Below are 13,267 nucleotides of genomic sequence, written 5' to 3' on the forward strand. Positions count from 1 at the left end.
TCTATAAGTCTAATCGAAATACGGATGAGAGTCAAACCAATATCGCTATTAGTATAAGCCAAGGAGGAACGAGAAAACATGGTTTTCGGCGATTTTCTTCCTTATTCCGAATGGGTGACAGCAATGAGCTGGAATGAACTTAAAGGAGAACAAGGTTATGAGTGTACAAGGCAGACTTACCTTTAACAGAACGTTAATTGCTTTTATTTTTTTAATCGGGACGTTTGTAACCATTTTAAATCAAACGGTCTTATTTACAGCCTTACCCGAGATCATGGTCGATTTTGGAATCAGCGCAGGTACGGGACAATGGCTAACCACGGCTTACTTGATGGCTAACGGGATTCTTCTTCCAGTGACGGCATTCTTCATAGGCAAGTATACGACTCGTCAATTAATGATCGCGGCCATGTCGTTGTTTATTATCGGAACAACAATTGCGGCTGTGTCGCCGAACTTCACGTTGCTTTTGATTGCACGTATCATCCAAGCCTGCGGAGCAAGCATAACCATGCTGCTGATGCAAACGGTATTTTTCATCATCTTTCCTAAAGAGAAGCGGGGGGCGGCGATGGGGTTGGTTGGATTCGTCGTGGCTTTTGCGCCGGCGATCGGTCCAACGCTTTCCGGGTTGATTATGAATCAATTTTCGTGGAGATATATCTTTTTCATGGTGCTTCCTGTCGCCATCATGGTGTTGATTCTTACGCTTATTTACATGAAGAATGTCACCGAGGTGAACAAGCGGCAGAAGATGGACATTCCTTCCGTACTTTTATCCACGGTTGGTTTTGGCGCTTTATTGTATGGAATCAGCATTGCCGGTTCCGGTCGTGCTCTAAGCGCAACGTTATGGTGCATTGTTGGAGCAGCAGGGTTAACTTTGCTCATATTGAAGGGATTAAGGTCGGAAAAACCCATGCTTGAGTTTAGGGTGTTCAAGTCTTATGCCTTTGTATTATCGACCATTGCCGTGGTCATCTCATTTATTTGTTTAATGGCTCCACAAACGATGCTGCCTATTTATATTCAAAACATACGGGGGATGACGGCTCTTGAATCCGGGCTTATTCTTTTACCCGGAGCGATCGTAAACGGCGTTGTTTCAATGGTCGCCGGCAAAATCTACGATCGGATCGGCGGGAAATTTTTGGGTGTAATCGGATATATTCTGATTGCCGCTTCCGTCATTCCATTTATTCTCATGAATGCAGAAACGGCTCTTTGGATGGTCGGATTGTTCTACGCCCTCATGATTGTCGGTATTTCTATGATCATGATGCCAATGACTACAGAAGGATTAAATGCATTGCCGGATCATTTAATCAGTCATGGAACGGCCATGTTGAATACATTCCGTCAAATTGGCGGATCGATGGGAACTGCGTTATTGATTGCCATCTATACGGAAGTATCGAGTCACGCTGTCGAATCCGGACGATTTAGCGAAGGTGCCCAATCCCAGGTGTATGGAATTAATTATGCTTTCGTTGGCGTGATTATATTTGCGATTGTCGGCTTAGTAGGTTCTTCACTATTAAAAAGCCGAAAGGGGAAGGTCGCCTTAAGCAGCAAATAAATTGCGACCAATGAACGGGAAAAGACAGCACTTATATACGATGCTGAGATCATTTGCTATTCATGCCTCCGTTCATTCCGTAGCGTGCTCATTGGACATTGACGGTCAGGACAGAGTTGCAATTGTTGATTCAGTATTTTTGCAAAATCCTAAATTAAATCATGAATGTACGAAGGTAAATAGAATAAGGAGGGGAAATATGACTAAAAAAAATAGTTCAGGAAAAATGACGAAACCCGTTACGATCGTTGGTGGCGGTTTAGGCGGCCTGACCCTCGCACGCGTCTTACACATTCACGGCATCCCCGCAACGATCTACGAAGCGGAACACTCGGCAGAAGCCCGCGCGCAGGGGGGGCAGCTCGATATCCACGAGTACAACGGACAACTTGCCCTTCAGGCAGCAGGACTGTTCGACGAGTTCCTCGGCCTGGTCCACAAAGGTGGCGAAGCGACACGGGTGCTTGACCCGCATGGGAAGGTGCTCCTCGATAAGCCCGACGACGGCAACGGCGGACGCCCCGAGGTACTTCGCGGCGGCCTGCGTCGCATCCTTCTCGACTCGTTGCCTCCCGAAACGATCCAGTGGGGAAAAAAACTCGTCGGCGCCGCCGCCCTCGGCGACGGCCGGCATGAACTGACTTTCGCGGACGGCTCCATCGTGCGCACGGAACTCCTCGTGGGTGCGGACGGCGCTTGGTCGAAGATCCGCCCATTGGTTTCCGGCGCGAAGCCTGAATACGTCGGCACGACGTACATCGAGACCTACCTGTACGACGCCAATGAGCGGCACCCCGCCGCTTCCAAAATGGTCGGCGGCGGCTCGTGCTATGCGTTCGTCCAGGGGAAGGGGATCCTCGTGCACCGCGAGGCGGGGGACATCCTTCACACGTACGTCGCGCTGAACCGCACTGCCGAGTGGATCGCCGATATCGACTTCACCGACCCCACCGCGACGACGGCACGAATCGCGGCCGAGTTCGACGGGTGGGCACCGGAGCTTACGTCGCTGATCACCGACGGCGATACCGCACCGATCCTGCGCCCGATCTACGCACTCCCGGTCGGGCACCGATGGGACCGCGTGCCCGGCGTGACGCTCCTCGGTGATGCCGCGCACCTGATGTCGCCATTCGCCGGCGAGGGCGCGAACCTGGCAATGTTCGACGGGGCCGAGCTTGGAAAGGCGATCGCTGCGCACCAAGGCGACATCGAAGAGGCACTTAGCGCCTACGAAGAGGCACTATTCCCTCGCAGTGAGGCAGCCGCCGCAGAGGCGCACCAAAACCACGAGCTCTTCTGCTTCGACGACCGTGCACCATTCGGACTCATCGACATCCTCAACGGCTCTCACAAAGGGCGGCACGATGGAGCCGTACAGTCCTGATCCACGCTGTCGACATCCCGGTGTGATACCGTTGAACAGACGTTGATCGTTTTCATTAATGTAAGACGACAAAAGCCCATACGCTTGGAAGCCGCATCCTTGCGGCTTCTTGTTTTTATCCCGATTTTCATAGGGAGCGATAACCACGGGTATCGGTTGGCTGGACAGACCGGACTGCTGTTTTTGATAATTTAGCTTGTATACCGTCCGGAGAAGTAGGATAATCAAAAGTATCAGGTTTACGGCAAACTTGCACATCATGGTTTTGCTGACAGAGGAAAAGGAGAGACGACGATTTTGAAAACGGATACGAATAAAAAACCCCCGTTCCGCGCCGACCAGGTAGGGAGCTTTCTGCGTCCGCAAGCGTTAAAAGAAGCCAGAGCCAAACATCAGGCGGGACAGATTTCGAAAGCGGAGCTCCGCGCGGTCGAAGATGCTGAAATCGTAAAACTGGTGGAAAAACAGAAAGCCGCCGGGCTGACGGCGGTGACCGACGGCGAATTCCGGCGGACGTGGTGGCACCTGGATTTCATCGAAGCGCTACACGGAATCGAAGTGTTTGATCTCGACGCGGCCGGATTGTTCCATGGCGCGATGAACAAAGCCAAAGGATATACGGTGGCTTCCAAGCTCGGCTTCCCGGCGGATCATCCGTTTCTGGCGGATTTTGCGTTTTTGAAGCAGGCGGCCGGAGACCATGTGGCGAAATTCACGATTCCGGGCCCGAACATGATTTTTTACTCCGGCGTCATCAACAGCCAGAAATATGCCGATCATCCGGCGTACCCGTCACTTGAGGAAGCCGCGAAAGATATCGTGCAGGTGTACCGCGACGCGATCCGCGCGTTTTATGAAGCCGGCTGCCGTTATTTGCAGCTGGACGATACGAGCTGGGGCGCGCTGTTCAGCGACGGGTTCCGGGAAAAGATCAAAGCGAAGGGATATGACCCGGACGAGCTGATGAAAACGTTCGCCGACATCACGATCGACGCCGTAGCGGATAAGCCGGAAGATATGGCTGTCACGATTCATATTTGCCGCGGCAATTTCAAATCCTCCTGGCTGTACGACGGCGGTTACGAGCCGATTGCCAAAGAGCTGTTTTCCCGCGTGAACGTGGACGGTTTTTTCCTGGAATACGACAGCGACCGCGCAGGGGATTTCAAGCCGCTCCGCCATATCCAAAACCAACGCGTCGTGCTTGGGCTTGTCACCACCAAAACGGGCGAGATGGAAGACGTCGAAGACATCAAGCGCCGCGTTCGGGAGGCATCTGAATACGTGCCGCTTGAGCAGCTTTGTTTAAGCCCGCAGTGCGGGTTCGCTTCGACGGAGGAAGGCAACGCCGTTGCGGAGCAGGATCAATGGAACAAGCTTGGGCTTGTCGTCGCGGCGGCAAAGGAAATCTGGGATTGATATTTTAGCTGATCATCAAAGGCTTAGAGACAACACGAGGCGCTATCACCGGTGCTTCGTGTTTTTTTGAAACGACCTCGTAATAAGGCGGCAAAACGAACCGGGGGCGTAGAGCAGCCCTTTTACCGCAGTGCAAAAAAATATCTCCTCGGCCGAGGAGATCAAATCCGGTCAAATCAATGCGATCGCAAGCAGCGTGAACAGACTGAGAGTCAAAATCTGATTGCGGTATCCGAAGCCATAGCGGCGGTATGGCCCAAAAGCCGAAGTTCTGACAGGCCCGCCTTCACTGGTTTCCAAATATACTCTTTCTCTGTCGACCTTTACGATTTTTCCTTCATAGACTTTGCGGTCTATCGTTAGAATGCGTACTTTCCGGTTCATGCAGTTCAAACAGTTGTAATACGCGTCCATTTTATCACTCCTTCCGTTGACAAAACATCATATGAAAGAAAAAGAGAACCGGCAACGGCAGCTATACCCTCCGCAAGCGAAACGGGAATCCTTGGCATCCAAAGGGATGGCGGTTAGGCGGTTCAAATGTGGATGGCCGAACACGAACCATTCCCCGTCATGTCAGATTGATTGCATTTTCCGTGCTTGTAATATAAAATAGAATTAAAATTTTAAGATGATAGGCAAATTTTGAAATTTATTTTTATTTCACGTCGTTTACATGATATTTCTAGTTTTTCTATTATCTTGATTCGCGGTTTGTTTTTATGTACACTAGCGAATGAAATGCCATGATTCTATTACACTAAGATGAGTAGGGAATACGTATGTCAATCCACGATAACATTTTGATTAAAATTCGCGAAATGAAAGACAGTTTGACGCCGGTCGAAAAAATGGTGGCGGAATACGTTCTGCAAAACGTCGAGGAAATTCCCCATCTTTCCATCAAAAATTTGGCCCAGCTGACCAAAACGAGCGACGCGTCGGTGCTCCGTTTTTGCAAAACGATGGGTTATTCGGGCTACCGCAGTTTTATCGTCAGCATATCGGCATCGCTCGGTTCGATGGAAGAGCAGAAGGATCAGTATACCGACATTCAGCCGGGGGACGACCTGTCCGTTATCATTTCCAATACGTCCAGGAACAACATCAAATCGATTGAAGATACGCTCAGCGTCATCGACAAAAACGAGGTGGACCGCGCCGTGCAGGTGCTGAGGAAGTCCAACCGCATCGTTTTCTTCGGCATCGGCGCTTCGGGCCTTGTCGGCATCGATGCGGAACAGAAGTTTTCGCGGATCAATAAAATGTGCCACACGTATACCGACGGCCACAGCCAATTGACGGCCGCGACGCTGCTCGACAAAGGAGACGTCGCCGTTTTCATTTCCAATTCGGGCAAAACCTCGGAAATATTGGACTCGCTTGAAATCGCGAAAAAAAGCGGCGCCACCATCATCGCGATTACGAAATACAACAAAAGCGAGCTGGCGGACAAAGCGAACATCGTGCTGAACATTTCGACGCCGGAAGTGACGATCCGCAGCGGCGCCATGGGCTCGCGCATCGCGATGCTGACGATTATCGACATTCTGTTTGCCGGCGTGGCAAGCGCGGAATACAAAAACGTGAAGAAATATTTGACCAAAACGCATAACATCATCGCCGCTAGCAAACATCGCTAAAATCATGATCAAAGACACCGTTCTTTCGCTGAAAGAAGGTGTCTTTTTTCGTTTCCGCATCCGGTTCGAGGCGCGTACAAGCTAAAATTTAATAACAATAATTTATTTTATAATAAAATAATATTTCAAAAACTGTTGACCAAAATGAAATTTCTCGTTAATATGAATTCAAGAAGAGGATTTGGCAAATATCAAAAGTGCGGTTTTGATACACATCATGTAGTGACAGACAACCTATATAAAACTACATATTGTGCCTTGATCCGTCTTTGGATTTTGCGACTTCCCAGAAATGAATATATGGATAGGAGGATCGCAATGGATGAGTATCTGGCGGGGCTGACAACAGAGGGAATCAATGAGCAGACTCGGATGATCGATGAATGCAGCACAGAAGAAATGCTTCGTCTCATGAACGAACAGGATGCCAAGGTTCCGGCCGCCGTGGCTGCGGAAATACCGCAGATTTCGAAAGCGGTCGACGTTCTGCACCGCGTGCTTAAAAATGGCGGCAGAATGTTTTATATAGGAGCCGGTACTTCGGGCAGATTGGGCGTTCTGGACGCATCTGAATGTCCGCCGACATTCGGCACTGATCCTTCAATTGTGCAAGGTCATATTGCCGGGGGCGATGGAGCGCTGAGACTGGCTGTGGAAGGTTCCGAAGACAGTACGGAGGAGGGGGTTGCATTAATCGAGCAGTGCGGGGTTACGGACAAGGATGCGGTGATCGGCATCACGGCGAGCGGCAGTGCGGCATTCGTCATAGCGGCGCTTCGGAAAGCGCGCGAAATCGGAGCGGCAACGATCGGCGTCGTGAACAACAAAGCATCCAAATTAGAGACGGTCTGCGATATCTGCATTGCGCCTGTGGTCGGGCCTGAGGTGATCATGGGTTCAACAAGGCTGAAAGCCGGAACTGCCCAAAAATTGGTTTTGAATATGCTCAGCACTTGTACTATGGTTAAGTTGGGCAAGACGTACGACAACCTGATGGTTGACTTGAAGGCAAGCAACATCAAACTTCGGGATCGATCGATCCGCATCATCAAATCGGCGACAGGGGTCGATGACGCCAAGGCTGCTGCGTATTTAGAAAGCGCTTCCATGAATTGCAAGCTGGCGATCATGATGATCAAAACCGGGCTTGCGGCAGGTCCTGCCGAAGAGGCGCTGAACCGGGCCGACGGCAGCTTGAAAAAAGCAATCCATGAATTCAACCGGGTGGTTTAAGGGGATTTTAGTTTTCGCCTAAAGAAAAAACGAACTGATTTATATTTTCAAGGAGGCTTGTTTTTGATGATGAAAAAGAAAATGCGCGTATTGGCTTCCGTGTTTGCGATCAGCATGGCTTTGACGACATTGTCCGCTTGCGGCGGCAAAGACGATAAATCCGCGAATGCGGACGATCCGAATGCAAAAGACACGATCACGGCTTTGCTTCCGCCGGTGTCCGCGAACTTCCAAGACCGTTTTAAGGATATGGAAAAACAATTCAATGAAAAATATCCGAACCTGACGCTCAAAATCGAGCCTGCCAGCTGGGAGGACATGACGCAGAAGCTGGATACGCAGGTCAACGCAGGCAGCCCGCCTGACATCGCCTTCATGGGTTCCGACGGCATTTCGAAATATGCGCAGAATGACATGCTGATGGATATTTCCGATGTGGCCACCGAAGATATGCTCAAAGATTATGACCCTGCACCGCTTGAATACATGAAAAACGGCAAAGGCCTGTACGGCTTCCCGGCATACATGGAAGCCCATGCGATCGGCGGCAACAAAGAGTATTTAGAAAAAGCCGGCATCGACTATAAAAAGGTGCAAAAAGAAGGCTGGACCTTCGACGAGTTCCGCGAAGCGATCAAAAAGGGCGTCGTGACTGAAAACGGCAAAACTTCCCGTTACGGATTCGTATTCGCAACAGCCGGCGTAACCTCCAAGGATTACCTCGGCATTCTCGTTAAAAGCGCCGGCATGCCTGCCGCATTCACAAAGGATCTGAAATATGCTTACACCAGCAAAAACTTCCTGGAAGTGCTGAAAGACATCCGCGTGATGATCGACGACGGCTCCATGCCGAAAGAACTCAGCTCCATTGATGCCGGCAAACGCTGGAACATGTTCCTGACAGGCCAGACGATGATCACCGGTAAAGGCCTCGCCGTTTTCGAAAGATCCGCGAAGCTGAACAACGAAAAGCTGAAAAACAAAGACGACAGCGCCGTCAAAGGTTCCATTCCTGTTGAATATGTCGTGCTGCCCGTGCCGTCTTTTGCAGGGGCTGAGGCGCAAGCGAGCGTAGCTGTCGACGGTTACGTTACGTTCCAAGGCACCAAAGATCCAACCGCCGCCCACAAAGCCAACGTGGTTAAGGCAGCCAACTTCCTGTCCAGCGGCGAAATTGCGGCGACAACCAACAACGAGCTTTACGTAGCCCAAATTACGGAAAGCGGCAGAAAAGCGGCCGAAAGCATGCCTAGCGATCGCGATCCGGATAACAAAGCAGCGGTGGAAGCGATGCTGAAAACAGCGGTGCCTGCCCGTCCGGACATCCCTACGGATCTTGGCGCAAAAGCCATCAAGCTTGAAGATGAAGTTATCGTGCCGAAGCTTCAAGCCCTGATCGCCGGCGAAATCACGCCGGAGGCGATGTACGAAGCGGTGAAATCCGCTGCGGTTCAAGCCTTCGGCGAAGACGGCATCGTAAAAGACTAGAGAATACAATTGGAAAGCCGTATGACTTCCATACGGCTTTCATCCAATTGCCTTTGAAAAGAAGTATGAAAGGGGTTTCGCAAGATGACTGAATATGCCAAACCGATCAAACGGCGAAAAATAAAAGGCGATGCAGCATGGGGATATGCTTTTATAGCCGTGGCCCTTTTGGTTTTTGCGATGTTTACGCTATATCCGGTAATCAGCGCACTCATCATCAGCTTCCAACAGTATAAGCCGCGGGGTTCGGAGTTCGTCGGTTTTGAAAATTATACGGCCACATTCAAGGACTCGCTGTTCTGGAAGGCTGTCGTAAACACCATCGTCTATACGGTTTTGACCGTACCGGTGTCGCTTCTTCTCTCTTTTGCGGTATCGATCATGATTCTGCCGCTGAAGAAAAAAATGCAGACGGTTTTCAAGGCGGTTTATTACCTTCCGGCCGTCGCTTCCGGCGTGGCGTTGTCCCTCGTTTGGCTGTGGATCTTCGATCCGATGCCTGTCGGAATATTTAACAAAGTGACTTCGTTTTTTGGCCTCGGGACGCATAACTGGCTCGGATCCAGCGCTTATGCCATGTTCTCGCTCGTTTTGATGGCTTGGCTGTCCAGTCACGGCACGAGTATCATCATTTATCTTGCCGCATTGCTCGGCATTGACGGTAGTTATTACGAGGCGGCTGAACTCGACGGAGCTTCGTTTTTGCAAAAGCTGTGGTACATCGTTGTGCCTTGCCTGAAACCGACAACCCTCTTCCTGCTGGTAACGGGCGTCATCGGTTCCTTCCAGGTGTTCCAGAACGCTTACCTGATGACGGGCGGGGGACCGGACAACGCGACGACGATGGTAGGTTTGCTGATCTTCAACAACGCGTTCAAATATTTCGAATTCGGCAAAGCCGCGGCGCAGTCGCTTGTACTTGCAGCCATTATCGCGCTCATTTCGGTCATTCAATTCAAATTCCTGGGCAAAGACGTGGAATATTAAAGGAAGGAGATGCAGCATTATGTCGCTTTATAACCCTCATGCAGGGAGACCTCAGCTCCGGCTCGCCAGAAACACGATTCTGATCGCCATTCTTCTGGTATTCGCGCTGGCAACCCTGTTTCCGATCTACTATATGATTATTTCTTCCTTTGGTGAACCCGTTGAAGCCGGGGCCATGGATTACAGACTGATCCCGGGCAGTTTTTCTCTGGAATCATACAAATTTTTCTTCGAATTCAGCGAATACACCTACCGCTGGCTGCTGAACTCCTTGATTGTCGCTACCACGGTTATGGTCACCAACGTATTGTTCGCCAGCATGGCGGGATATGCGTTTTCGAAAATCAAATTCAAAGGCAGAGCGCTCATTTTCTCGCTGCTGCTGATCGCCATGATGATTCCTTATCAGGTGACGCAAGTTCCGCTGTATATTTTGATCGTCAATATTTTTCATATTCAAAACACGTATACGGCATTGATTTTGCCGGGTCTGGTCACCGTGTACAACATCTTTCTCGCAAAGCAGTTCATGAGCAGCATCCCGAACGAAATTTTGGAATGCGCCAAAATCGAAGGCTGCAACCAGTTCCAAATCTATTTCCGTATCATCATTCCGTTATCCAAAACGGTACTTGCGGTCATGGCCATTTTGACCTTCATGGATAACTGGAACACGTTTTTCTGGCCGTTCCTGGTCACCAACTCCATGGATATGCAGACGATCCAGGTCGGACTGAAAAACTTCCGTTTTGCGAATACGACTTATTTTGCGCCGATGATGGCAGGGGCGACCATTTCCGCACTGCCGATGTTCATCCTGTTCTTCAGCCTGCAAAAATACTTCCTGGAAGGCGTTACCGTAGGTGCGGTGAAGGGCTGAGCCGATGAAGCGCGAAACTTTGGATTTGCATGCAAGCCGCTATGCCGTGGGACTTATGTCCGGCACGTCAGTGGATGGAATAGATGCAGCACTAGTACAAATATCGGATGCCTCCGACGAGGGAGTATCCGTCCGATTGATCGCCTTTGAAAATACGCCTTATCCGGCAGCCGTCAGGCAGGAGATTTTCGACCTGTTTGATCCGACCAAGGCTACGATCGACAAAGTCGGCTGCATGAACGTACTGCTGGGCGAGCTGTCCGCGGAAGCGGCGCTTGCCGTCATCAAGGCGGCGGGGCTGAAGCCCGCGGATGTCGCCGTCGTCGGCTCGCACGGCCAAACGATTTATCATGCGCCGGAACCGGAAAAACGGCATGGCTACGACATTCGTTATACGGTTCAGATCGGGGAAGGATCGGTCATCGCCGCGCGGACGGGAATTCCGTGCGTGACCGATTTTCGCCCCGCCGATATGGCGGTAGGCGGTCAGGGGGCGCCGCTCGTTCCGTTTACGGAATACCTTCTGTACAGGGAAGCGAACCGCACCCTCCTGCTGCAAAACATCGGCGGCATCGGCAACATGACGGTGATTCCTGCCGGCTGCCCGCCGGAGCAGGTGTACGCGTTCGATACCGGACCGGGCAACATGATCATCGACGGCGTCGTCGAGCGGCTGTATCCCGGGCAAACGATGGATGCCGGCGGGGCCATTGCCGGCCGCGGAACTGTCGATGAAGAGCTGTTGGAACTGCTAACGAAGGAACCTTATTATTCACAGCCGCTCCCGAAGTCCACCGGGAGGGAGATGTTCGGTTCGGTCTACATCGACCGGGTGCTGGACATCGCCAAACGAAAGGGCATGAAAGCGGAAGACGTGGTGGCGACCGTAACGATGCTGACGGCCTGGTCGATCGGCGATGCGTACCGCCGTTACGTACGGGACCGTGCGCCGGCCGACGTCTTGATCGTTGGCGGAGGCGGCAGCTATAACCCGGTTCTGGTCGGCTTCTTGCGCCGTGTAATGGAGCCGATGGGAGTTCAAGTGATGACGCAGGAAGCTATCGGCCACAGCAGCGACGCAAAAGAAGCGGTCGCGTTTGCGCTCCTTGCCGATTATGCGATGAATCGGCAGCCGAACAATCTCCCGAATGTCACCGGAGCCGCTAGGCCCGTCATCATGGGGAAAATCAGCTATTAATCTATCATCAAAAACACGGAGGTGCCGCTGGACATGATTCATACCTGGGATGGGAAGTACACGCAGGCGGTAATCGATTTGTGGAACGAAGAAGCGGTGAAAGACGGGTACAAGGAGCTGAATGAGCAAAGCTTCGAACGGATTTTTGCTTCCAGTCCTTATTTCGACAAGCTGGGCACGTTTGTCCTGATCGAAGACGGGCGGGTAACGGGTTTTGCCTGCGGATGCACCGGCGACGACCTGCCGCTTGGCGACATTGCCGGGTACATCACCTGCATCGTGCTGGAGCAGGGGAGCCGGACGGACGAACATTATAAGCAGCTGCTCGACGCCGTCGAAGGCCGGTTCCGCGAGCTCGGCAAAAAGCAGGCGGACGTTCTGTTTTTTAACCCGATGATGCTGCCGTGGTACATACCCGATACGCCGCGGCATGAGCACAACAACGCCCCGGGCGTGCCGGTGGGAAGCAGGCTGCATTCCTTTTTGCTGAGCGAAGGATATGCCGAACGGGCGAAGGAATGCGCAATGTATTTGAATCTCGAACCGTTTTCCATGCCGGAGGAAATCCGCGCCAAAGAGCGGAAAGCTGCTGAAGAAGGATATCAGACGGGGCTTTTCGACAGCGCTAATCATGAAGGCGTGGCTGAAATGCTTAAGGGTTTGAACAACCCGCTGTGGGAAAAGGAAATCGGCAAATGCACGTCGGACGGCACGCCGGTGGTCGTTGCGGCGCATGGGCGGCAGGTCGTCGGTTTTGCCGGGCCGGTCATTCGCCAGGATAACGGGCGGGGTTATTTTGCCGGCATCGGGGTGCATCCCGAGCACGAAGGGCACGGGCTGGGAACGATCCTGTTCTTTAAGCTGTGCGAAGCGTTCAAAGCGATCGGGACCGATTATATGTCGTTGTACACAGGCAGTACCAATCCGGCGATCCGGATTTATGAAAAAGCAGGCTTCCGAACCGTTAAACAATTTTCAGTCATGAGAAGGGAGTTTTAAGGAATGAGCGAACAGAAATTGACGATTATGGCGATTGGCGGACATGTCGGGGATGCGGAATTGACGGCAGGCGGGGTGCTTGCCAGCCATTCCCTCAAGGGGGACAAGATCGTTACGCTTGCCTTGACCGCAGGCGAACGGGGCGTGCCGGCCGGACAGGACATGGCGGAATACCGCCGGCAAAAAGTCAACGAAGCGAAAGCGTTTGCCGATATGCTCGGCGGCGAATCGATCGTGTTCGATATTCCGGACGGCGAGTTGAAGGACAACGAAGACATGCGGTTGCGCGTGTGCGACGTCATCCGCCGGGTAAAACCGAACGTCATCATTACGCACTGGAAAAACAGCATGCACAAAGACCATGCGATCACCCACAACATCGTCAACGACGCCCGTTTCTTTGCGGGACTCGCTTCCTTCGAAAGAGAGCTGCCGGCGCATTTTGCTTCCAGAC

General features: G+C 51.8%; 12 protein-coding genes. 11 read left to right on the forward strand and 1 reads right to left on the reverse strand.

The features are described 5' to 3' along the window. Positions 1 to 157 precede the first annotated feature (157 nt). From GQY55_RS12050 to GQY55_RS12060, 3 genes are all read left to right on the forward strand, one after another. On the forward strand, positions 158 to 1,579 hold the full coding sequence (locus GQY55_RS12050; RefSeq protein ID WP_160041524.1) for an MDR family MFS transporter: 1,422 nt from the start codon (positions 158 to 160) through the stop codon (positions 1,577 to 1,579). A gap of 199 nt (positions 1,580 to 1,778) precedes the next feature. Continuing rightward, positions 1,779 to 2,966, forward strand: coding sequence for an FAD-dependent oxidoreductase (locus GQY55_RS12055; protein ID WP_201452140.1), 1,188 nt, complete (start codon positions 1,779 to 1,781; stop codon positions 2,964 to 2,966). A 297-nt stretch (positions 2,967 to 3,263) separates the two neighbouring features. Further along, the gene (locus tag GQY55_RS12060; RefSeq protein ID WP_236575563.1) at positions 3,264 to 4,385 is read left to right on the forward strand and encodes a 5-methyltetrahydropteroyltriglutamate--homocysteine S-methyltransferase; all 1,122 of its coding nucleotides are present in this window, start codon (positions 3,264 to 3,266) and stop codon (positions 4,383 to 4,385) included. Between the two features lie 171 nt (positions 4,386 to 4,556). Here the strand turns inward: GQY55_RS12060 and GQY55_RS12065 are convergent, their stop codons facing one another. Next, positions 4,557 to 4,799 (reverse strand): hypothetical protein, encoded by a 243-nt coding sequence (locus tag GQY55_RS12065; protein WP_160041526.1) that lies wholly within the window; start codon positions 4,797 to 4,799, stop codon positions 4,557 to 4,559. 368 nt (positions 4,800 to 5,167) lie between these two features. On the opposite strand from GQY55_RS12065, the gene GQY55_RS12070 reads away from it, so the two are divergent. The 8 genes from GQY55_RS12070 to GQY55_RS12105 form a co-directional block, all read left to right on the forward strand. After that, positions 5,168 to 6,028, forward strand: a complete 861-nt coding sequence (locus tag GQY55_RS12070; RefSeq protein WP_160041528.1) for a MurR/RpiR family transcriptional regulator — start codon at positions 5,168 to 5,170, stop codon at positions 6,026 to 6,028. A gap of 318 nt (positions 6,029 to 6,346) precedes the next feature. Further along, positions 6,347 to 7,261, forward strand: a complete 915-nt coding sequence (gene murQ, locus GQY55_RS12075; RefSeq protein WP_160041530.1) for an N-acetylmuramic acid 6-phosphate etherase — start codon at positions 6,347 to 6,349, stop codon at positions 7,259 to 7,261. 69 nt (positions 7,262 to 7,330) lie between these two features. Next, positions 7,331 to 8,749: an ABC transporter substrate-binding protein gene (locus GQY55_RS12080; protein ID WP_160041648.1), complete on the forward strand. Its 1,419-nt coding sequence runs from the start codon at positions 7,331 to 7,333 to the stop codon at positions 8,747 to 8,749. Positions 8,750 to 8,833: 84 nt separating this feature from the next. After that, on the forward strand, positions 8,834 to 9,736 hold the full coding sequence (locus tag GQY55_RS12085) for a carbohydrate ABC transporter permease (protein ID WP_160041548.1): 903 nt from the start codon (positions 8,834 to 8,836) through the stop codon (positions 9,734 to 9,736). A 19-nt stretch (positions 9,737 to 9,755) separates the two neighbouring features. Next, positions 9,756 to 10,616 (forward strand): carbohydrate ABC transporter permease, encoded by an 861-nt coding sequence (locus GQY55_RS12090; RefSeq protein ID WP_160041550.1) that lies wholly within the window; start codon positions 9,756 to 9,758, stop codon positions 10,614 to 10,616. A 4-nt stretch (positions 10,617 to 10,620) separates the two neighbouring features. Beyond that, positions 10,621 to 11,814 carry an anhydro-N-acetylmuramic acid kinase gene (locus GQY55_RS12095; RefSeq protein WP_160041552.1) on the forward strand — a complete coding sequence of 398 codons (1,194 nt, stop codon included), beginning with the start codon at positions 10,621 to 10,623 and terminating at the stop codon, positions 11,812 to 11,814. Positions 11,815 to 11,847: 33 nt separating this feature from the next. Continuing rightward, on the forward strand, positions 11,848 to 12,813 hold the full coding sequence (locus GQY55_RS12100; protein ID WP_160041554.1) for a GNAT family N-acetyltransferase: 966 nt from the start codon (positions 11,848 to 11,850) through the stop codon (positions 12,811 to 12,813). 3 nt (positions 12,814 to 12,816) lie between these two features. After that, positions 12,817 to 13,267 (forward strand): PIG-L deacetylase family protein (locus GQY55_RS12105; protein ID WP_201452141.1); only part of this gene is annotated, 451 nt, incomplete at its 3' end.

Source organism: Paenibacillus sp. USDA918EY (assembly GCF_009870825.1).
Taxonomy (GTDB): Bacteria; Bacillota; Bacilli; order Paenibacillales; family Paenibacillaceae; genus Paenibacillus_AQ; species Paenibacillus_AQ albilobatus.